Genomic DNA, 19,344 nt, shown 5'->3' with positions numbered 1-19,344 from the left:
TGACCCGGAATCGATACGGTCGTCATCGAGGTAGAAAACATGTCTGATTTCTCGGGTATCTGGATTCCGCTGATCACGCCGTTCGCCGACGGCGCCGTCGATCACGCCGCGCTGCGCGCGCTGGTGCGCCGCTATGCGGACGCCGGCGTGGCCGGGCTCGTCGCGCTCGGCACGACCGGCGAGCCCGCCACGCTCGACGCCGCCGAACAGGACGCCGTGCTGGCAACGATTCTCGACGCCGCGCGAGGCAACGCCGACGCCACCACCAACGCCAACTCCAACGCTCAGCGGCGTGCATTGCCGGTACTGGTCGGCGTGTCGGGCAATCACACGGCGAGCATGCGCGCGCGGATCGAGCAGCTGAATCAGTTGCCGATTGCCGGCGTGTTGATCGCCGCGCCGTATTACACGCGGCCCGCGCAGGCCGGCATCGTCGAGCATTTCAGCGCGCTCGCCGACGCGAGCGCGCATCCGGTCGTGCTCTACGACATTCCGCAGCGCACCGGCGTGCGGCTCGAACTCGACACGCTGCTGACGCTCGCCGCGCATCCGCGAATTCAGGCGATCAAGGATTGCGCCGGTTCGCTCGACACGACGCTCGCGCTGATTCGCGACGGCCGTCTGCAGGTGCTCGCGGGCAACGACCTCGAGGTCTTCACAACGGTGTGCGCGGGCGGAAGTGGGGCGATCGCGGCGTCGGCGCATTGGCGGCCCGAGCGTTTCGTCGAGCTGTATCGCGCGCTGACGGAAGGGCGGCTCGACGAAGGACGGCGTATTTTTCACGCGCTCGTGCCGCAGATCCAGCTCGCGTTCGCGGAACCGAACCCGGCGCCGGTGAAGGCCTTGCTCGCGGCGCGAGGGTGGGTGCGCAACGAACTGCGTCTGCCGATGACGCGCGCGAGCGAGGCGTTGACCGAACGGCTCGCGGCGTTAGGGGAGATGCGGTAGGCGATCCGCGCGTGGCGTGTCGGAGCGGAGCGTGAATCGGAGCGTGAATCGGAGCATGAAGCGGAGCGAACCGGAGCCAATCGAGGCGACGCGGGTGGCGATCAGATCGGCCCCATCAGCTTCGGCGCATCGGCGGGCGCGCTTCCCGCTTCGCTCACACGGCCATCATTTTGCCGCGCAGCAGTTCGCCGAAGTCGGTGGCGTTGACCGGCTTGCCGAGCAGGAAGCCCTGCATTTCGTCGCACCTCATCGAGCGCAGCTTGTCGAGCTGCGATTGGGTTTCGACGCCCTCGGCAACCACGTCCATTTCGAGCGAGTGCGCGAGCGCGATGATCGCCGAGACGATCGCGCTGCCCGCCGCGCCGTTCGCGTCGAGACCGTTGGTGAAGAAGCGGTCGATCTTCAACTGCTTCACCTGGAAGCGTTGCAGATACGCGAGGCTCGAATAACCGGTGCCGAAGTCGTCGATCGAGATGTCGAAGCCGCTCGCCTGAAACGCGCGGATCACTTCGACGGTGCGTGCGGCGTCCTGCATCGCGACGCTCTCGGTGATCTCGAACATGATCTGCTCGCACGCGACGCCCTCGGTCCTGACGATCTCGAGGATCGTCTCGACGAGGTCGGGCTGCAGCAACTGACGCGGCGACAGGTTGATCGCCACCTTTATCGCCGGAAGGCCCTGTTTCATCCAGCCGCGAATGCGCCGGCAGGTTTCGCGCACGACCCAGTAGCCGATCTGCACGATCTGCCCGGAGCGCTCGGCGACCGGAATGAATTCGGTCGGCGTCAGCGCGCCCAGCTCCGGATCGTGCAGGCGGATCAGCGCCTCGGCGCCCGCGAGCGCATCGCCGCCGCGCTGAAACTTCGGCTGGAACAGCAGCGAGAAGCGCTCGTTCGTGAAGGCGTCGTGCAGCACTTGCTGGATCTTCAGCGTGCGCGTGGCGGCCTCGTTCATGCTGCGCTCGAAGAAGCGGTAGGTGCCGCGACCCGCGCGCTTCGCCTCGTACATCGCGGCGTCCGCGTGCTGGAGCAGCGTCTCGACGCTGTCGCCATCGCGCGGATAGAGCGCAATGCCGATGCTCGGCATCACCTGCAGCGGTTGCTCGTCGCTCCAGGTGCCCTGGCGCATCCGGTCGAGCACGCCGTCGGCGAGCGCGGCCGCATCGTCGCCGCACGTAAGCTGCTCCGCGAGCACGACGAACTCGTCGCCGCCGAGCCGCGCGACGGTGTCGCTCGAACGCACGCATTGCTGCAGGCGTTGCGCGAATGCGGACAGCACCGCATCGCCGGCCGAGTGGCCGAGCGAATCGTTGATCGTCTTGAAGCCATCCAGATCCATAAACAGCACCGCGAACGACGTGCGCTGGCGGCGCGCGCCGCTAATCGCGTGTTCGATCCGCTCGGTCAGCGTCGCGCGGTTCGGCAGTCCCGTCAGCACGTCGAGCGTCGCGAGCCGCACGATCTGGCCATTCAGCTTCGACACCGCGCCGAGCAGGAAGGTGGTGCGCACGTCGAAGCGCGACAGCATCAGCGTGACGATCAGCACCGCGAACGTGACCAGGATCAGCGAGGTCGCGAGCCAATGCGCGTCGATGTCGTTGGCCGCGCCGCAGATCGCGCCGGGCGCGAAGTCGGCGGCGGCCATGCCCGTGTAGTGCATGCCGCTGATCGCAACGCCCATCACCAGCGCCGCGGCGAGACGTTTGCGCGCGATATGGCGCTCGTGTTCGTTGCTGAGCGCGCGCGCCATCCACAGCGCGGCGCTCGACGCGCCAATCGCGATCGCGATCGAGGCAGCGAACCACACCGGCTGGTAGTGGATCGCGGGCGCCATGCGCAGCGCCGCCATCCCGGTGTAATGCATGCCGGCGATACCGATCCCCATCACCACGCCGCCCGTCAGCAGCCGGCCCGGCGTCAGGCGCTGCTGGGTCGTCAGGAAGAGCGCCAGATACGAAGCGCCGATCGCGAGGGCCAGCGAACAGGCGGTCGTCGCGAGGTCGTAGCCGAGCGGGATCGGCAGCGAGAACGCCAGCATCGCGACGAAGTGCATCGACCAGATGCCGACGCCGAGCGCGAGCGCGCCGCCGAGCCGCCATGCTTGCCGCCGGCGTGCCGAGGCGAGCAGGAAAATGCGGCCCGTCAGATCGAGCGCGGTGTACGACGCGAGCGTCGCCACCGCGAACGAAATGGCCACGAGCCAGAAATTGTAAGAACTCTGCATGTTGGGTCCGCCGGGAGGAATGCGGCTGGACATGTTATCGGCACTTTTCCAACTTTGTTTAACTAATTTGCGAATAGCTAACAGGGGCCAAAGCAGGTTCGCGGTCGGGGCGGATCTCGCGCTCGAAGTCGTGTCGGGATGCGGGCCGCGCTATGCAGCGGAGCGCGGATCCAACCGCGGATCCAAGCGCGGATCGGACGGCGGATCGTCGTTCTGACCGCTCAGCGCGAAGCCTTCGTCGAGCCAGCCGGCGACGCCGCCGGCCATCAGCTTGACGGGCCGGCCAAGCTGGGCGAGCCGAAGTGCGCCACGCGCCGCGCCGTTGCAGTGCGGGCCCGCGCAGTAGGTGACGAACAGCGTGTCCGGCGCATAAGCCGCGAGCTTCGACGCGACGATCTTGCCGTGCGGCAGATTCAGCGCGCCTGGCACGTGGCCCTGCGCGAACAGCGCGGGACTGCGCACGTCGAGCAGCACGAAGCAGGGCGCGCCGCTTGCGAGTGCGGCGTGGACGTCGGCGCAGTCGGTTTCGAAGCGCAGCGATGTGTGGAAATGCGCGAGCGCGGCGGCGCTGTCGGCGGCGGGGATCGCGGTGACGGCGTTCGGGGCGGCGGTGATGGGGTGGTCGTGAGTCATGGCGATGAAGGGGGAGTTGATCGGATGGTCCGGTGTGCGAGTGTCAGACGTTTCAGGCACGGTCGATTGTGGCGGGCGGCGGGTCGCCCGGTAAGTGGCGTGATCGTCAATCTCCGGTAACATCGCGCCATGCACAATCATCTCGTCGTCGCGCTGGCCTACGACCGGCTCTGTACCTTCGAATTCGGCTGCGTGACCGAACTGTTCGCGCTCGAGCGTCCCGAACTCGGCGTGCCGTGGTATCGCTTCGCGGTCTGCGCGGCCGAGCCCGGTCCGATCCGCGCGGCGGGCGGCATCACGCTGGCCGCGCCGTACACGCTGCGGTTGCTCGCGAGCGCCGACACGATCGTGATTCCGGGTTGGCGCGATGCCGACGAAGTGCCGCCGGCCGCGCTGCTGCGCAAGCTTCGCGCGGCCTACGAGCGCGGCGCGCGGCTCTGCTCGATCTGCTCGGGCGTGTTCGTGCTGGCGGCGGCCGGCGTGCTCGACGGCAAGACCGTGACGACCCACTGGCGCTATGCGGACAAGTTGCAGCAGCGCTATCCGCAACTGCGCGTGCAGCCCGATGCGCTGTATGTCGATGAAGGGCAGGTGATCACGTCGGCGGGATCGGCGGCCGGGCTCGACATGCTGCTGCATCTGGTGCGGCGCGATCATGGCAGCGCGGTCGCGAATCGCGTCGCGCAACGGCTCGTGGTGCCGCCGCATCGAGAGGGTGGCCAGGCTCAGTTCGTGCCGCGTCCTATGCCGCACGACGAAAGCGGACGTATCGCGAAGCTGATGGACTGGGTGCGCAGCCATGCGGCTGAGCCGCATACGCTGCGCTCGCTCGCCGGGCGCGCGGCGATGAGCCCGCGCACGCTGCAACGGCAGTTCCACGACGCGACCGGCATGGCGCCTTATGAATGGCTCGTCAGGGAGCGCGTCGCGCTTGCGCGTGAGTTGCTCGAAGCGGCGACGCCGCTACCGATGGCGCGTGTCGCCGAGTTGGCGGGGTTCGGGTCGGAGGAGTCGTTGCGGCGGCATTTTCGTCGGATCGCGTTGACGAGTCCGGGGGCGTATCGGCGCAGGTTTGGCGAGCAGAGGTGAGGGGGCGAGGCGCTGGTCACTTCGCTGCATGCGGGTTGAACCTGCATTGAATTCGCGGCACGCGCCGAGGTCACAGCAGCAGGCATGAAGCTCACGACGAGCCTGCTCATTGAACGGAACCCGCTATGTCCGATATCGCAAAGATCATCAACAGTTTCAACGCCGGACGCGACCCCGAACGGCTCGCGATGAAATACCAGGCCATGCGCGGCTCGCCGTTCGTGTTTCTGCGCGGCACCTGTCATCTGTTCTATCAGCGTCTGCCGCGCGCGAAGGTGCTCGACGACGCGCCGCACGTGTGGATTTGCGGTGACATGCACCTGGAGAATTTCGGCAGCTACAAGGGCGACAATCGCCTCGTCTATTTCGACAACAACGACTTCGACGAAGCCTGTCTGGCGCCGGTTCCCTACGAGCTCGTGCGTCTGTTGACGAGCGTGCTGGTCGGCGCAGGCGACCTGAAGCTGAGCCGCGCTGAAGCGCTCGCGCTATGCCACACAGCGCTCGATGCCTACGGCGCTGCGCTCGCGTTCGGCAAGTCGCGCTGGATCGAAGCGGAGACCGCGAACGGCATGGTCCGCGATCTGTTCGTCGCGCTCGCGAGCCGCACGCGTGCCGCGCATCTCGACAGGCGCACCGTGCTCAAGGGCAAGACGCGCATGCTCAAGGTCGACGGCAAGAAAGCGCTGCCCGTCAGCGACGAACGGCGCGCGGCGGTCGTGCAGTTCATGCAGCAGTTCGCGGCGGCGGAGCCGAATCCCGAGTTCTACCGCACGCTCGATGTCGCGCGGCGCATCGCGGGGACGGGCAGCCTCGGTGTCGATCGTTACGTGATTCTGGTCGAGGGCAAGGGCTCGCCCGATGGCAACTACCTGATCGATCTGAAAGAGTCGCTGCCATCGTCGGTGAGTGCGCACGTAACGGCAACGCAGCCGAAGTGGCAGACCGAGGCGCAGCGTGTCGTCGAAGTGCAGAGGCGCAATCAGGCCGTCTCGCAGGCCTTTTTGCACGCGGTCGAATTCAACCGGCGCTCCTATGTGCTGCGGAGTTTGCAGCCGTCGGAAGATCGGGTTGCGCTTGCCGACTGGGACGGCAAGCTGCCGCGCCTCGAGGCAGTGATCAACAGCATGGCCGAGTTGAGCGCGTGGGCGCATCTGCGCAGCGGAGGGCGGCAGAAGTCGGCGATCGCGGATGATCTGATCGCGTTTGGCAGTCGGCGCGATTGGCACCTGCCGTTGATCGATCTTGCGACCCAGTGCGACGCCCAGGTCGCAACGGATTGGAAGGCCTATTGCGAGGCTTACGATCGGGGGGCCTTCGAGGCGAGCGGCGCGGGCAAGTGAAGCGTCGCCATTACCTCGGCTCGATCCAGAGCCCTGGAAACTCTACGTTTACCGACCGCAACGCGGCCCGATATCGAGGCGAGTTCGCGTCGTGTTCGACGAGTTGATCGCCAGACTTCCGTTGGCGACATCGCGTGAATAGTTTGTGCGTGCTTCTCGACGCGCGCGAGCCGTATGCTCCGCGCGCCGAAAGTCGTGTGGTCTTATATATGGCCCAGCATCTTCCACCAAAGCGGCCCAACCACCAGCCACGCGACCATGTAAAACAGGCTCATCAAGAAGCCCGCCTTCCACCATTCGCCCTGGGTCACATAGCCGGCACCGAACATCACCGGACCTGAGCCGATGCCATATTGCGTCAGGCATCCGTTCACGTTGCTCAGAATCCCGAGGGCGACCGCGGCCACGAAGGGCGGGATGCCGGCGGCGACCATCAGTGCCATCGAAAGTGGAAACAGCGCGCTGATATGCGCGGTGGCGCTGGCGAAAAAGTAGTGAATGTAGACGTAGATCGCCGCCACCAGCATATAGACGGCCAGCCTCGGAAAGCCCGCGAGGTGCTGGCCGAATTCCTTGCCGAACCAGCTCACCATACCGTATTCGTTGAGCTTGGAGGCCAGCATGATGAGCAGGCCGATCCAGATCATCGTGTCCCACGCGGATTTCTCGTTCAGCGCGTCCTGCCACGTCAGCACGCCGCTGATGAACAGCAGCGAAACGCCGATCGCCGCCGCGAGCGTTGCGCCGACGCCGAGATCGTCGCCGAACACCCACAGCACCAGCAGCCCGACGAAGATGCACGCCATGATGATTTCTTTGACCGAGATCGGGCCCATCGTTGCAAGCTCTCGTTGCGCGAGGTCGGTCGCGTCGGGCGTGCGTCTGACCTGCGGCGGGGCGATCCAAAGCATGAAGATCGGAATGACGGCGAGACACAGCAGACCGGGGACGGACGCCGCCAACGCCCAGTCGAGCCAGCTGATCGAGACGCCCTGGTCCGCGGCGAGCTTCACCGCCAGCGGATTGCCCGCCATCGCCGTGATGAACATGCCCGCCGTGATGATGTTCGCGTGGAAAGCGCACAGAATCAGATAGCGTCCCACCTTCGCGCGGGATTGCGGGTCGTCGGCGTGACTGCCCAGCACTTCGGAAATGGCTCGCGTGATCGGCAGCATCACGCCGCCCGCGCGCGCGGTGATGCTCGGCATCGCGGGAGAGATCACGAGTTCGGTCAACACGAGACCGTAGCCGAGCCCGGTCGTGCGCTTTCCCAACAATCGCATGAACAGAAGCGCGATCCTGCGGCCAAGGCCGGTCTTGATCACGCCGCGTGAAATGAAAAACGCGAGCATCACGAGCCAGACGAGGTCGGTGCCGGTGGATTTGGTGACGTCGGCAAACGACAGCACGCCGACGAGCACGCCGATGGTCGAGCCGATGATGGCCACCACCGACATCGGCAGCGGGGCGGTCATGATGCCGGCAATGGTCGCGACGAACACGGCGAACATGTGCCAGGCCTTCGGCTGCAGGCCGGCGGGCGCGGGCAGGAACCACAGCACGACGCCGACCGCGATCGGCACCAGATATTTCCAGACGCCGGCCGGCAGTCCGACCGAGGGCTTCGGCGTGGTGGGCGGGGAGCTGGGGGGTTGTGAAGCCTTCGCGGGTGTGGGAGCCATGATGGACCTCGTGCCGGCGTTGCTGGGTAGTTTCGGAGTGCGTTGGAAAGCGTCAGCGCTCGTGGAGCACGCTTTGCGTCGCCTCCTTGACGATGCGCGCGCTGCCCAGCAGGGCCTCACGCTCGACAGGGTCGAGTTCCGGATAGGCGATCAAGCGCGCACCTTCGCCATTGACGACCATGGGCAGCGACACGCACACGTCCGGTATGCCTTCCACTTCGGGCTGAACGATGCCAACCGTGAGGATCAGATCGGTGTCGTGCACGATGGCCTCGCAGATCCTGCCTATCGCGCTGGCGATGCCGTAATGGGTGGCGCCTTTGCCTTCCTTGATGAGCTTGGCCGCCTCATGAACGGAGCGCAGGATCAGATCCCTGCTGGCGGGGCCCAGCTCCTTGCCGTTCCTTGTCAGGAAGGTTTCGAGAGGCATGCCGCAGACCGTCGCGGCCGACCATTGGATCACCGCCGATTCGCCGTGCTCGCCGAGCACGTAGGCGTGAATCGCGGAGGCCACCACGCCGAGGCGCTCGGACAGCAGGGAGCGCAGCCGGCCGGTGTCGAGCGAGGTGCCGGTGCTGATGACGCGCTCGCGCTCGCAACGCAGTTGGTCGTACACGGTGCCGGTCAGCACGTCGCACGGGTTGGTCGCGATCAGATAGATGGCGTCGGGCGCGAGCGGCGCAATGCGCGCGACGATTCCGGCCGCGATGTCCGCATTGGTTCTGGCAAGATGCAGGCGAGTCTCGCCGGGTTTGACGCCGGCGCCGGCCGTGATCACGACGATGTCGGCGTCACGCGCGTCTTCGTAGTCCCCCGCGCGAAAACGGCTGTGCCCCCAGAATGCCGCCGCGTGGGCGAGATCCAGAACCTGTCCTTCGGCGCGCACCCGCGCGACGTCGATGATGACGACTTTCGCGCTCGGAATGGCCAACGCCACGAACAGGGCTGCCGATCCTCCGACCAGCCCCGCACCGACGATAACGATCTTGGCCTGCCGCATCGCATACCTCGTCCAGTTCGGCCTTCAGCCCTCGGAATCATGGTCGCACGCGGACGTTTCGCTTCAATCGGACCTTGGTCCTACATGGCCGCGGCGCGTTTTCACGCGGTCCGCTCGACCCATTGACTGCGCCAATCCGGCGCCTCGAACGGATCGGCAAAATACTGGGTCTCGTGGATGACCTTGCCTTCCCGGAACTTCATCACGCTGACCGTGTAAGCGATGCGCTCCTGATAGTCGATCGTGTACTCGGTGACCCACAGATTGCCCTCGCCTTGCATTCGCCTGATTGCAAAGCCCGATGGCTTGCCGGGATGATGACCTCGCAGGGCCTGCAAATTGGCTCGTCCGTGGATGCGCTCGCCCGACTGGGGGTAGTCGCAGATCGCATCGTCGGCGTAGATCGCGTGTTCGGCGTCGAGATCGCCGTCCGCCGACGCTCGCCAGTGTGCGTTCAAGACTTCACGTATCGATTGTTCATTCATGGAGCGCCTCCAGAACCGAGTGTTGCATTCGACCAGCCGCGCGTGGTCGTCGCGTTGAATTTCTCGCCGCTAGTGGCGTAGTCTGCGCCATGGAATCCCTGGTCCGATACTTGCTCTAAGTACTCCCCCAGAGGTAAAAAAATGTCCGGTCGAAGACGCGACGCGCGCAGATTTGACGTCCTTCCGGCGACCCGGAAGCGATCCGCGACACGAGGCGAGGAGGGCCGGGATGGACGTGACGATGGCAAGCGAGAACGACGAAAGCCCGATGGCACGGCTCGTCAGCGAGTTCGACTGGTCTTCCACCGAACTGGGGTCGCCGTCGAACTGGCCCGCGAGCCTGAGCATGATCGTACGCTTCGTGCTCGCGAACCGGATTCCGATGCTGTTGTGGTGGGGACCCGACTACATCCAGATTTACAACGATGCTTACGCGCCTATCCTTGGCGCCAAGCATCCGCGGCAGTCTCTCGGGCGGCCATTCAGGGAGTGCTGGAATGAAGTGTTCGACGTGTTGGGACCGCTCGTCGACGTGCCGTTCAACGGCGGACCGGCCACCTACATGGACGACATCGAACTGGTGGTTCATCGTCATGGCTTTGCCGAGGAGAGTCATTTCACGATCGCGTACAGCCCGGTACCGGACGATAGCGCGCCGCGCGGTATTGGCGGTGTCCTCGGAACCGTCATCGAGATTACCCAGAAGGTTTTCAGCGAGCGCCGGCTCAAGATTCTGAGCGACCTCGGCTCGCATGCGACCGAGGCGAAAACCGCCGTCGAGGCATGCCGGCATGCCGCGGACATTCTCGGGGGACACGCGAAGGACATCTCGTATGCGCTGTTCTATTTGTGCGACGACGCAGCAGGCGTGATGCGGCTCGCTGGCACGAGCGGCCTCGCGCAAAACGCTGAGCCGCCAGCGGAAATCAGCATCGATTCACCGGCGGACGAATTTGGCGCACGGCTGGTAGAAGCCATTCACACCGGCAAAGTCCAGTTGCACGACGATTTGACCGGCATGGCGACCCCGGTCCTGGACAGACCCGCCGACAGCAGCCCGGATCGGCTGGCCATCGTATCGATGAAGTCGAACGTCGCCACTGGCTGCGCGGGCGTCCTCGTGGTACGCATCGGCGCTTACATCCGCCCCGATGCGCCGTTCCTCAGCTTCGTCGAGCTCGTCGCGAGCCAGGTCGCCTCCGCGGTGACCAGCGCCAACGCCTATGAGGAAGAGCGTCGGCGGGCCGAGGCGCTGGCCCAGATCGACCGGGCGAAAACGGCCTTCTTCTCCAACGTCAGCCATGAATTCCGTACCCCGCTGACGCTGATGCTGGGACCGTTGGCCGATGCGTTGGCATCGGACAGCGTCCCCGCGCAGGTTCTGACGCAACTCGACGTTGCCGAGCGCAATGCGCAGCGGCTGCTGAAACTGGTCAACTCATTGCTCGACTTCGCCCGTATCGAGGCGGGACGCGCCGAAGCTTCCTACGCACCTGTCGATCTGGCCGCGCTCACGCGAGACCTGGCGAGTTCCTTCCGCTCGGCGATGGAGCGCGCCGGCCTGTCGTTCGAGGTCGAGTGCGACACGCTCGACGAGCCGGTCTACGTCGATCGAACGATGTGGGAGAAGGTCGTGCTGAACCTGATCTCCAATGCGTTCAAATTCACTTTCGAGGGCAAGGTGCGCGTCACGCTCAGGCAAAACGATGGCCACGCCGTTCTCGAAGTCATCGACACTGGCGTGGGCGTGCCGCCGCAGGAATTGCCGAAGCTGTTCGATCGTTTCCACCGCGTCGAGGGCGCGCGTTCGCGCACGGAAGAAGGCTCGGGCATCGGCCTCGCGCTCGTGCGGGAGAGCGTGCGGCTGCACGGTGGGACGATCGAAGTTGAAAGCAAACTGGACGTCGGCAGCACCTTCCGCGTTTCGCTTTCTTTGGGCACCGCGCACATCCCGTCGCAGCACTTGCGGGCAAGCGGCGCGATGCCGTCGGCCCTGAATCCAACCCGGGCTTACGTCGACGAAGCCTTGCGTTGGCTACCCGACGAGGAGGCAACGCGGGGCGTTCCGGTACGGACCGATACGTCGGCTGAACAGGCGCAAGGTGTCGACGGCCGCTTTGCCCGCACTTACGGGGCGCGAATCCTGCTCGCCGACGACAACGCCGACATGCGCACCTACCTGCGCAATCTGCTCGAGCCGTACTACGCGGTGGATGTCGTTCGCAATGGTCGGGATGCGCTGTCACGCGCGGCCGAAGTGCGGCCTGACCTGATACTGACCGACGTGATGATGCCGCAGCTGGACGGCTTCCAACTGATCGCGCGGCTGCGTGACGATGCCGGCTTGCGCGATATTCCCGTCATCATGATCTCCGCGCGCGCCGGGGAGGAATCGCGAATCGAGGGACTCGCGGCCGGCGCGGACGACTACATCGTCAAGCCGTTCCATGCGCGCGAACTGCTGACTCGCGTCGGTTCGCTGCTCGAGCTCACGCATTTGCGGCGCGAAGGCGAGGCGCGCTTTCGTGCCTATGTGCAGGCAACCAGCGACGCGGTGTATCGCATGAGTCCCGACTGGCGCGATATGCGCCTGCTGCAGGGGCGCAACTTCATTGCCGACGAAGCGGGTCCCAACCGGATGTGGCTGGACAAATACATCCGTCCCGAGGACCAGCCGCGTGTGCTCGCGGCGATCGAACAGGCGGTCCGCAGCCGGTCTCCGTTCGAACTCGAACATCCTGTGATCCGGGTCGATGGCTCCCTCGGCTGGACGTCTTCGCGGGCGGTCCCGTTGTTCGACGAGCACGGCAACATCGTCGAATGGTTCGGCGCGGCGACGGACATCACCGAACGGCGTGAGTCGCAGGAAGCGCTGCAACGGCAGCGGCTCGCGCTCGAGGAAGCGGACCGGCAGAAGAACGAGTTCCTCGCGATGCTCGCGCACGAGTTGCGCAATCCGCTCGCGCCGCTGCGTAGCTCCGCCGAACTGCTGCAGCGTGTGCTCGTCGAGCCGACCAGGACGCGCCGGGCCGCGGACATCGTCGAGCGTCAGGTCACCCAGCTCACCCGGCTCGTCGACGATCTGCTCGACATCTCCCGCATCACGCAGGGCAAGATCGAACTGCGGCGGACGCCGCAGCGGCTCGACCATCTGATCAGCAACTCGATCGAGAGCGCGGAGTTGCTGGTGCGCGAGAAGGGGCACTCGATCGTGATCCTCCCTGGGCCCGGCACCTTGACCGTGATGGGCGATCCGCAGCGCCTCGTGCAATGCCTTGGCAACGTGCTCGCCAATGCCGCGAAGTACACGCCGCCGTCGGGCGAGATCCGCGTGAGAACGCGCCGCGAAGGCAACGAGGCGGTGGTGACGATTAGCGATAACGGCATTGGCATCCCGGCTGAGACGTTGCCCAAGGTGTTCGATCTGTTTGCGCAAGGCGAGCGGATGCTCGACCGCTCGCAAGGCGGCCTCGGCATCGGTCTCGCGATCGTCAAGCGGCTGGTCGAGATGCACGGCGGTTCGGTCGCTGTCCATAGCGACGGAGCTGACAAGGGCGCCTCGTTTGAAATCAGGCTGCCGCTTGCGAAGGCCGGCACGGCGTTCGGCGCGCCCGAAAAGCAGGGGCCGGTTCCAGCACGTCGCATCCTCGTCGTCGACGACAATCGCGACGCCGCCGACGTGCTGACCACGCTGCTGCAAGACGATGGTCACGACGTGGAGGCCGCGTATTCGAGCCGGGACGCGCTTTCGCTGCTGCAACGCTTTCAGCCGGACGTGATTCTGCTCGATATCGGTCTGCCGGAAATCGACGGATTCGAACTGGCGCGGCGTATCCGCGAGGAGGCTGGCCTGCAGCACGTGCGTCTGATCGCGCTGACGGGCTATGGTCAGGAAGAGATCAAGGCGCGCGCCCACTCAGTCGGGTTTGCCGCGCACCTGCTGAAGCCGGTGGAATTTGCCCGCCTGCAGACGTTGCTCGCTGACTAGCCCACCCATTCGGACTGCCGGCCGGTGCGCGGCCGAAATCCACATTTTCGAAAGCGGCTTTAATGTCTGAAATCGTCAAATCTTTGGCCGGAAAGTATCACGCACGCGTCGCTCGTTCGCGTACGCTTCAGGCATCGGAAACCCCATGGAGACGATGCAATGGCCTTGCAAATCGACGACCTGCCGGCAGCCATCCGTCAAGCGAAGCGCGAACTGCGCGAGATGCTGCCGAACTACCGCGAAGTATTCGCCGAGGTCGACGCGGCGATGACGCAGGAGGCGGAGCGCATCGCGACGCTGCGTGACCGGGGCGAGCCGGTCATTCCGGAAATCCAGTTCGCCGACATCGTGGCGAACCGCGTCACCGACGAGCAGATCGCGCTCATCAAAACTCGCGGCGCCTGTGTGATCCGCAAAGTGTTCGACCGGTCGCTGGCCGAGCAGTGGGATCAGGACATCGCCGACTACGTCGAGCGCAACGACCTCGACGCAAAGCTGCTGAATCGCGCGGAAGACAAGTACTTCGGTCAGCTCGCGTCGAGCAAGCCGCAAATCTACGGCGTGTACTGGTCGAAACCGCAGGTGCTCGCGCGTCAGTCGAGCGCGCTTACGCAGGCCCGCGTGTTCCTGAACCGGCTGTGGCGCACCGAAAGCGAAGGGCGCGTGCATTTCGACCCGAACCATGTGCCGGTGTATGCGGACCGCCTGCGTCGTCGGCCGCCCGGATCGGAATCGCTCGGCTTGTCGGCGCATTGCGATGGCGGTTCGGTGGAGCGCTGGATCGAGTCGAACTTCCGCAAGGTCTATCGCCACGTGTTCTCGGGCCACTGGCGCGACTACGATCCGTTCGATGCAGCGTGGCGAACCGACGTCGAGGAGATCGCTTCGCCGGCGGTCTGCTCGATGTTCCGTACGTTTCAAGGCTGGACCGCGCTGACCCCGCAGGGTCCCGGCGACGGCACGCTGCAATTGGTGCCGATGGCGAACTCGATGGTCTATATCCTGTTGCGCGCGCTTCAGGATGATGTCGCTGAAGACGATCTCTGCGGAGCGATGCCGGGTCGCGCGCTGTCGATCAAGTCCGAGTATCACGCGCCGCTGTTTCACGCGCTGTCGTCGATTCCGCTGATGCAGGCGGGCGACACGGTGTTCTGGCATAGCGACGTCATTCACGCGGTCGAGGACGCGCATCGCGGCAACGGCTATAGCAACGTGATGTATATCGCTTCGCTGCCGGCCTGCGCGAAAAACGATGCGTACCTGAAGCGGCAACTGCCGAGCTTTCTGGAAGGTAAAAGCCCGCCGGATTTTCCGGCCGATCATTTCGAAGTCGATTTCGCCGGCCGCGCGACGGCGGACGATCTCACCGAGCTTGGTCGTTCGCAAATGGGCTTCGATTTGTGAGCGGGAAGGGTGTGGCCGCCTCTGGAGCGGGAGCAGAACTTGCTGCTGCTCCAGCATGACGACGACCCAAGGAGGACCGGCCATGGCCACCACACCGAACAAGGATGAAAACCCGATCCGGCCGGATCAGTCCGACGTCGTGCAGACGGATCTGCCCGACGTCGGTCCGTCGCAGGACCCGGATGAGCGGCCGCTCGATCCCGACATCGACCCCGCTCGCGAAGACCATAAGCCATAGACGAGCGCATACGCCCGATAAATAAAATAGAAGTGAAATGCGGGCGTTTCCGATAACCGCGCCATTTGCCCTCATGGCAGAATTGCCGCGCGATTCTGGCTTTGCGGCGAGCGCCGCGCACAGCGAATTCGCGGAGACGGAGGTTCGCCTGGGTTGCGTTCTGACGCACCCCGCTAGCAATCAGAGACAGAAAATACGGTGAGGCAATTCCATGTCGACCAATAAAAACACGCCACACGTTGCCGCCGGGTCATCTCCCGCATCATCTTTGTCGCTCCCTCTCAAGTGGACCTTGCGGCGCTGGAACCTGCGCGTGCAGTGGACGATTGCCGCGCTCAGCGCGATCGGCGCCGTCGCGGCGGCCGGCTGTTTCGGCATCTATGGCGCCGCATTGGGCCTGGCGCAATTCCTCGTGATCGTCTCGTTGCCGGGGCGTGACGAACTGGCGGCGCTCGGCGAGCAGGGGCGCCTGCTCGCGTACCAGTTGTCGCAAATGGTGGCGCGCATCCGCAGCGAAGCCGAGTTGATCGCGATGGGCGGAGCCCAGGCCACCCAGCATGCGACCTCGTTATCGCAGCGTACCGAGTCGCAGGCCGCCAGCCTCGAACAGACCCGTGCGTCGCTCGGAGCCTTGCTGGAAGCCGTGCGCTACAACACCGATCAGACGCATCAGGCCGATCAGCGCTCCACGCGCGCGCATGCCGATGCGGTCGCGGGGCAGGCGGCGGTGCGCGCATCGGTGGAGAGCATCGAGCGCATCGAGCAGCGTTCGCGCGAGATGGGGGAGATACTCGGTGTGATCGACGGCATCGCCTTCCAGACCAATATCCTTGCGCTCAACGCCGCGGTCGAGGCGGCCCGGGCCGGCGAATACGGTCGCGGTTTCGCCGTGGTCGCCGCCGAAGTGCGCGCCTTGGCGCAGCGCAGCGCGCAAGCGGCCGGCGAGGTCAAGAAACTGATTCAGCATTCCCGCAACGAGGTGACCGACGGGGTGCAGGCCATCGAAGGCAGCAGGAATCTGCTGGCGCGTGCGGTCGATGCGGTCAGCGAGGTGGCCGCGTTGCTGCGCGATGTCGCCCGCTCGAGCAACGAGCAGACGGCGGGATTGCAGGAGATCGCTCAGGCGGTCGAGGTGCTGGACGGCATCACGCAGCGCAACGGTCAGATGGTCGGCGGGTCGGTGGAAACGGCGAGCCTGATGCAGGCCCGCGCCGATCGGCTCAGCGACGGCGTCAAATATATCCGGCTGCGACAAGGCTGTGCCGAGGAAGCGCGAGCCATGGCCGAGCGTGCGGCTCGACTGGTCGACACCGAGGGAGCCGAGAACGCGGTGCGCCGGTTCCACGACCCGAAGGGCGGCTTCTACGATCGCGACCTGTACATCGTGGTTGCGGACCGCGACGACTATTTCCGTGCGTTCGGCTCCGATCCGGGCAAGGCGGGCAAACTGCGTCAAGACGCGCTGCCGGGCGACGACCAGACCGCGATCCGGGAAGCCAGTTGGCGCGCGGTCGATCAAGGCGGTGGCTGGATCGAATTCAACGGACGGCACCCCGTCACGAAGCAACCGGTGGAAAAAATAGGCTACATTGCGCCCGCTTTGGGCGGCCGCTGGGCGGTTCAGTGCAGCGTGAATCGTGGCGATGGGCTGATGCCGAAGCGCAGCGATTGAGCGCGAAGTCGGCCGCTCGAAGCCGGGTGTTGGTCGGCACGGCACGCAACAAAGCGGATTGGCCAGCTGGCGGGCTAGTCTTTGTCCTCGTCGTCGAAATTGTCCTGGTGCCCGTTGTGTGATTCCATTTCCTTCTCCGAAACGAATTTGGAATTACCGTCTTTGTCGACGCGAATTTTCTTGTCGTCATCCTTAATTTCGTTATTGTTTTTGTCCTTCACCTTTTTATCGATGTCGACCACATCGGTGGTCGAGGTGTCGGACGCCACGCCGTAAGAAATTTCGATCGAGCCGACGACTTGCTGTTGGGTCTTATCCGAATACTCCGTGCCCGTGGCAAGCGTACCGGAGTCGCCCGGCACGACGGATGGTGGGTACGTGTAGGGGGGAATCACATCGACCGTTCCGTCACTGTTGATCGCACCGACTTCGGCAAAGGTCGCTGGATTGGTGAGGACCTGTTTCGTCTCCGTGATCGCCATGGACGTGCCGTTCTCAACCACGGTCTCGGTGAAGGTTTCGGCGGTTGCAAGGACCGCTGCACCGTTGAACATTGCTGCCGTGGGCGCGGAGTCGACGAGCGTTCCCGAACCGGTAATGGGAACGTTGTCCATCGTGCCGCCAACGGAGAACGCGGTCGATGTGCCGTTCTCCACCTCGGCAGCGACGGCTGCCTGGAGCGGCACCGAAACCGGTTGTTGGGACGTCGTGCTGGATGGGCTGACGCTGCCTCCACAGCCTCCGAGCAGCATAGCCGGGACAACCAATATCAGGGTCCCAAGGCGGAATTTGGGCCGCAATGTCGAGGTAATAGTGCTCGCCGTCATTGAATATTCCATGGCGCACCCCGCGATATTTCGCAGACGAAACGATGCTGCACATTCACCCTATACGGCCGCGCATCTTCGTACAATTGGACCTTGGTCCCATAGGCGTCGCTGCATGAACTGCGCGCTGATGCGCTCCGCATCACCCTCGCACGGATGCCAGAAACCCTCTCCAGACAAACCCGGATTGCTGCGCCGATTTCCCCGCTGCTATCGTTCGCTGGACAGTGTGGAAGCGCTTCCACTTAAGCGTTCACAGTAAGTTCGAACGCGAGCGCCTCGAGTTCCACCACACCCGATTCAACGACCTCAAGGCAGGAGAGAATCCGTGGAAAACGACGCACCCGCAGTCATCGACGGGGCCCAACAAAACGCTCACGGCAACCCGCATACCGATCCGTTCACACCCGCCGCCGATTCGTCGCTGTGGCGCCAGGACTTTCTGCTCGGTGCGGCTACCGCGTCGTATCAGATCGAAGGCGCGATCAACGAAGACGGCCGCCTGCCGTCGATCTGGGACACCTTCTCGGCCACCCCGGGCAAAGTGTTGGCCGGCGACACCGGCGCCGTCGCGTGCGATCACTATCATCGCTGGGAACAGGACATCGACCTGCTCGCGGGCCTCGGCCTCGAAGCGTATCGGCTGTCGACCGCGTGGCCGCGCGTGATGGACGAAAACGGCGCGCCGAACCGCAAGGGGCTCGACTTCTACAAGCGCCTGCTGGAACGGCTCAAAGAGAAGAACATCACCACTTTCGTCACGCTGTATCACTGGGATCTGCCTCAGCATCTGGAGGATCGCGGCGGCTGGCTCAATCGCGAAACCGCGTACCGGTTCGCCGATTACGCGGATCTGATGAGCCGCGAACTGCACGGTCTCGTCGACGCGTGGGCGACGCTCAACGAGCCGTGGTGTTCCGCGTTCCTCGGCTACGGCAACGGCCATCATGCGCCGGGGCTCTCGAAGCTGCGTTACGCCACCCAGGCGATGCATCATCTGCTGCTCGCGCATGGCCTCGCGATTCCGGCGCTGCGCGCGAACGACCCGCGCTCGCACAAGGGCATCGTCGCGAACGTCGGGCGCGGCACGCCGAACAGCAACAGCGCCGCCGACCGGCGCGCGGCGGAACTGTTCGAAGTACAGCACAATGCTTGGATCCTCGATCCGCTGTTCAAGGGCGAGTATCCGCGAGACCTGTTCGAACTGTGGCCGCAAACCGAGCCGCTCGTGCTCGAAGGCGACCTGCAGACGATCAATACGCCGCTCGATTTCCTCGGCATCAACTATTATTTCCGCACCAACGTGGCGAGCGACGGCGGGCACGGTTTCAAGGACGTTCCGCTCGCAGGCGTCGAGCGTACGCAGATGGGATGGGAGGTTTACCCTGACGGTCTCCGCGATCTGTTGATCGGTTTCAAGGATACCTACGCGAATCTGCCGCCGATCTACATCACCGAGAACGGCATGGCATCGAACGACGAGGTGATCGACGGCCGCGTCGACGACGCGCAGCGCATCTCGTTCCTGAAGCGCCATCTCGCCGCGGTCGATCAGGCGATCAAGGCGGGCGTCGACGTGCGCGGCTACTTCCTGTGGTCGCTGATGGACAACTTCGAATGGGCTTTCGGCTATGAGCGGCGCTTCGGCATCGTGCACGTCGACTACCAAACGCAGAAGCGCACGATCAAGCACAGCGCGGAGCTGGTGTCGAAATTCCTCGAAGATCGCAATGCGCAGGCGCAATAAACACAATCACAACGACGTTGCAACGATGTAAAACCGGGTGGAGCTGGTTGGTATTTCGATTGAC

The 19,344-nt window shown here is 64.6% G+C and carries 15 protein-coding genes; 8 read left to right on the top strand and 7 right to left on the bottom strand.

Annotated elements, in window-relative coordinates; translation table 11 throughout:
* Positions 1-39: 39 nt before the first annotated feature.
* Entirely contained in the window at positions 40-948 is a 909-nt protein-coding gene (dapA, locus tag L0U84_RS30470) for a 4-hydroxy-tetrahydrodipicolinate synthase (RefSeq protein WP_233855777.1), read from the top strand.
* 154 nt (positions 949-1,102) lie between these two features.
* Here dapA and L0U84_RS30465 read toward each other — a convergent pair whose 3' ends face one another.
* Both L0U84_RS30465 and L0U84_RS30460 read right to left on the bottom strand, forming a co-directional pair.
* A complete protein-coding gene (locus L0U84_RS30465) occupies positions 1,103-3,172 on the bottom strand; it encodes a putative bifunctional diguanylate cyclase/phosphodiesterase (RefSeq protein ID WP_233855776.1) in 2,070 nt (689 codons plus the stop codon).
* Between the two features lie 150 nt (positions 3,173-3,322).
* A complete protein-coding gene (locus tag L0U84_RS30460) occupies positions 3,323-3,805 on the bottom strand; it encodes a rhodanese-like domain-containing protein (protein ID WP_233856885.1) in 483 nt (160 codons plus the stop codon).
* A gap of 129 nt (positions 3,806-3,934) precedes the next feature.
* Between L0U84_RS30460 and ftrA the strand changes: the two genes are divergently transcribed.
* The gene (gene ftrA / locus L0U84_RS30455; protein WP_233855775.1) at positions 3,935-4,894 is read left to right on the top strand and encodes a transcriptional regulator FtrA; all 960 of its coding nucleotides are present in this window, start codon (positions 3,935-3,937) and stop codon (positions 4,892-4,894) included.
* 125 nt (positions 4,895-5,019) lie between these two features.
* Positions 5,020-6,237, top strand: a complete 1,218-nt coding sequence (locus L0U84_RS30450) for a DUF2252 domain-containing protein (RefSeq protein ID WP_233855774.1) — start codon at positions 5,020-5,022, stop codon at positions 6,235-6,237.
* 203 nt (positions 6,238-6,440) lie between these two features.
* On the opposite strand, the gene L0U84_RS30445 is transcribed toward L0U84_RS30450, so the two are convergent.
* From L0U84_RS30445 to L0U84_RS30435, 3 genes are all read right to left on the bottom strand, one after another.
* Positions 6,441-7,919 carry a DASS family sodium-coupled anion symporter gene (locus tag L0U84_RS30445; RefSeq protein ID WP_233855773.1) on the bottom strand — a complete coding sequence of 493 codons (1,479 nt, stop codon included), beginning with the start codon at positions 7,917-7,919 and terminating at the stop codon, positions 6,441-6,443.
* Positions 7,920-7,971: 52 nt separating this feature from the next.
* Positions 7,972-8,919, bottom strand: a complete 948-nt coding sequence (locus tag L0U84_RS30440) for a lactate/malate family dehydrogenase (protein WP_233855772.1) — start codon at positions 8,917-8,919, stop codon at positions 7,972-7,974.
* A 101-nt stretch (positions 8,920-9,020) separates the two neighbouring features.
* Positions 9,021-9,404, bottom strand: coding sequence for a nuclear transport factor 2 family protein (locus L0U84_RS30435; RefSeq protein WP_233855771.1), 384 nt, complete (start codon positions 9,402-9,404; stop codon positions 9,021-9,023).
* Positions 9,405-9,633: 229 nt separating this feature from the next.
* Here L0U84_RS30435 and L0U84_RS30430 point away from each other — a divergent pair, with 229 nt between their 5' ends.
* The 3 genes from L0U84_RS30430 to L0U84_RS30420 all read left to right on the top strand — a co-directional run bounded on the left by L0U84_RS30430 (position 9,634) and on the right by L0U84_RS30420 (position 15,034).
* Positions 9,634-13,392, top strand: coding sequence for an ATP-binding protein (locus L0U84_RS30430; protein ID WP_233855770.1), 3,759 nt, complete (start codon positions 9,634-9,636; stop codon positions 13,390-13,392).
* 159 nt (positions 13,393-13,551) lie between these two features.
* The gene (locus L0U84_RS30425) at positions 13,552-14,796 is read left to right on the top strand and encodes a DUF1479 domain-containing protein (RefSeq protein ID WP_233855769.1); all 1,245 of its coding nucleotides are present in this window, start codon (positions 13,552-13,554) and stop codon (positions 14,794-14,796) included.
* Positions 14,797-14,878: 82 nt separating this feature from the next.
* Entirely contained in the window at positions 14,879-15,034 is a 156-nt protein-coding gene (locus L0U84_RS30420; protein ID WP_233855768.1) for a hypothetical protein, read from the top strand.
* Positions 15,035-15,214: 180 nt separating this feature from the next.
* Here the strand turns inward: L0U84_RS30420 and L0U84_RS30415 are convergent, their stop codons facing one another.
* Complete coding sequence (locus L0U84_RS30415; protein ID WP_233855767.1) at positions 15,215-15,412, bottom strand: hypothetical protein; 198 nt, start codon at positions 15,410-15,412, stop codon at positions 15,215-15,217.
* 13 nt (positions 15,413-15,425) lie between these two features.
* Between L0U84_RS30415 and L0U84_RS30410 the strand changes: the two genes are divergently transcribed.
* On the top strand, positions 15,426-16,706 hold the full coding sequence (locus L0U84_RS30410; protein ID WP_233855766.1) for a methyl-accepting chemotaxis protein: 1,281 nt from the start codon (positions 15,426-15,428) through the stop codon (positions 16,704-16,706).
* A 74-nt stretch (positions 16,707-16,780) separates the two neighbouring features.
* On the opposite strand, the gene L0U84_RS30405 is transcribed toward L0U84_RS30410, so the two are convergent.
* A complete protein-coding gene (locus L0U84_RS30405) occupies positions 16,781-17,545 on the bottom strand; it encodes a hypothetical protein (RefSeq protein ID WP_233855765.1) in 765 nt (254 codons plus the stop codon).
* A 316-nt stretch (positions 17,546-17,861) separates the two neighbouring features.
* On the opposite strand from L0U84_RS30405, the gene L0U84_RS30400 reads away from it, so the two are divergent.
* The gene (locus L0U84_RS30400; RefSeq protein ID WP_442794060.1) at positions 17,862-19,280 is read left to right on the top strand and encodes a GH1 family beta-glucosidase; all 1,419 of its coding nucleotides are present in this window, start codon (positions 17,862-17,864) and stop codon (positions 19,278-19,280) included.
* The last annotated feature ends 64 nt before the right edge of the window (positions 19,281-19,344 follow it).

It is taken from the genome of Paraburkholderia sp. HD33-4 (assembly GCF_021390635.1).
GTDB lineage: Bacteria > Pseudomonadota > Gammaproteobacteria > Burkholderiales > Burkholderiaceae > Paraburkholderia.
This window is presented reverse-complemented; position numbering and strand designations above follow the sequence as displayed.

Excerpts from the sequence above, each read along its gene's own strand:
- dapA (WP_233855777.1), top strand. The coding sequence starts at position 40 with ATGTCTGATTTCTCGGGTATCTGGATTCCGCTGATCACGCCGTTCGCC.
- L0U84_RS30465 (WP_233855776.1), bottom strand. The coding sequence starts at position 3,172 with ATGCAGAGTTCTTACAATTTCTGGCTCGTGGCCATTTCGTTCGCGGTG.
- L0U84_RS30460 (WP_233856885.1), bottom strand. The coding sequence starts at position 3,805 with ATGACTCACGACCACCCCATCACCGCCGCCCCGAACGCCGTCACCGCG.
- ftrA (WP_233855775.1), top strand. The coding sequence starts at position 3,935 with ATGCACAATCATCTCGTCGTCGCGCTGGCCTACGACCGGCTCTGTACC.
- L0U84_RS30450 (WP_233855774.1), top strand. The coding sequence starts at position 5,020 with ATGTCCGATATCGCAAAGATCATCAACAGTTTCAACGCCGGACGCGAC.
- L0U84_RS30445 (WP_233855773.1), bottom strand. The coding sequence starts at position 7,919 with ATGGCTCCCACACCCGCGAAGGCTTCACAACCCCCCAGCTCCCCGCCC.
- L0U84_RS30440 (WP_233855772.1), bottom strand. The coding sequence starts at position 8,919 with ATGCGGCAGGCCAAGATCGTTATCGTCGGTGCGGGGCTGGTCGGAGGA.
- L0U84_RS30435 (WP_233855771.1), bottom strand. The coding sequence starts at position 9,404 with ATGAATGAACAATCGATACGTGAAGTCTTGAACGCACACTGGCGAGCG.
- L0U84_RS30430 (WP_233855770.1), top strand. The coding sequence starts at position 9,634 with ATGGACGTGACGATGGCAAGCGAGAACGACGAAAGCCCGATGGCACGG.
- L0U84_RS30425 (WP_233855769.1), top strand. The coding sequence starts at position 13,552 with ATGGCCTTGCAAATCGACGACCTGCCGGCAGCCATCCGTCAAGCGAAG.
- L0U84_RS30420 (WP_233855768.1), top strand. The coding sequence starts at position 14,879 with ATGGCCACCACACCGAACAAGGATGAAAACCCGATCCGGCCGGATCAG.
- L0U84_RS30415 (WP_233855767.1), bottom strand. The coding sequence starts at position 15,412 with ATGCCGAAACAGCCGGCCGCCGCGACGGCGCCGATCGCGCTGAGCGCG.
- L0U84_RS30405 (WP_233855765.1), bottom strand. The coding sequence starts at position 17,545 with ATGGAATATTCAATGACGGCGAGCACTATTACCTCGACATTGCGGCCC.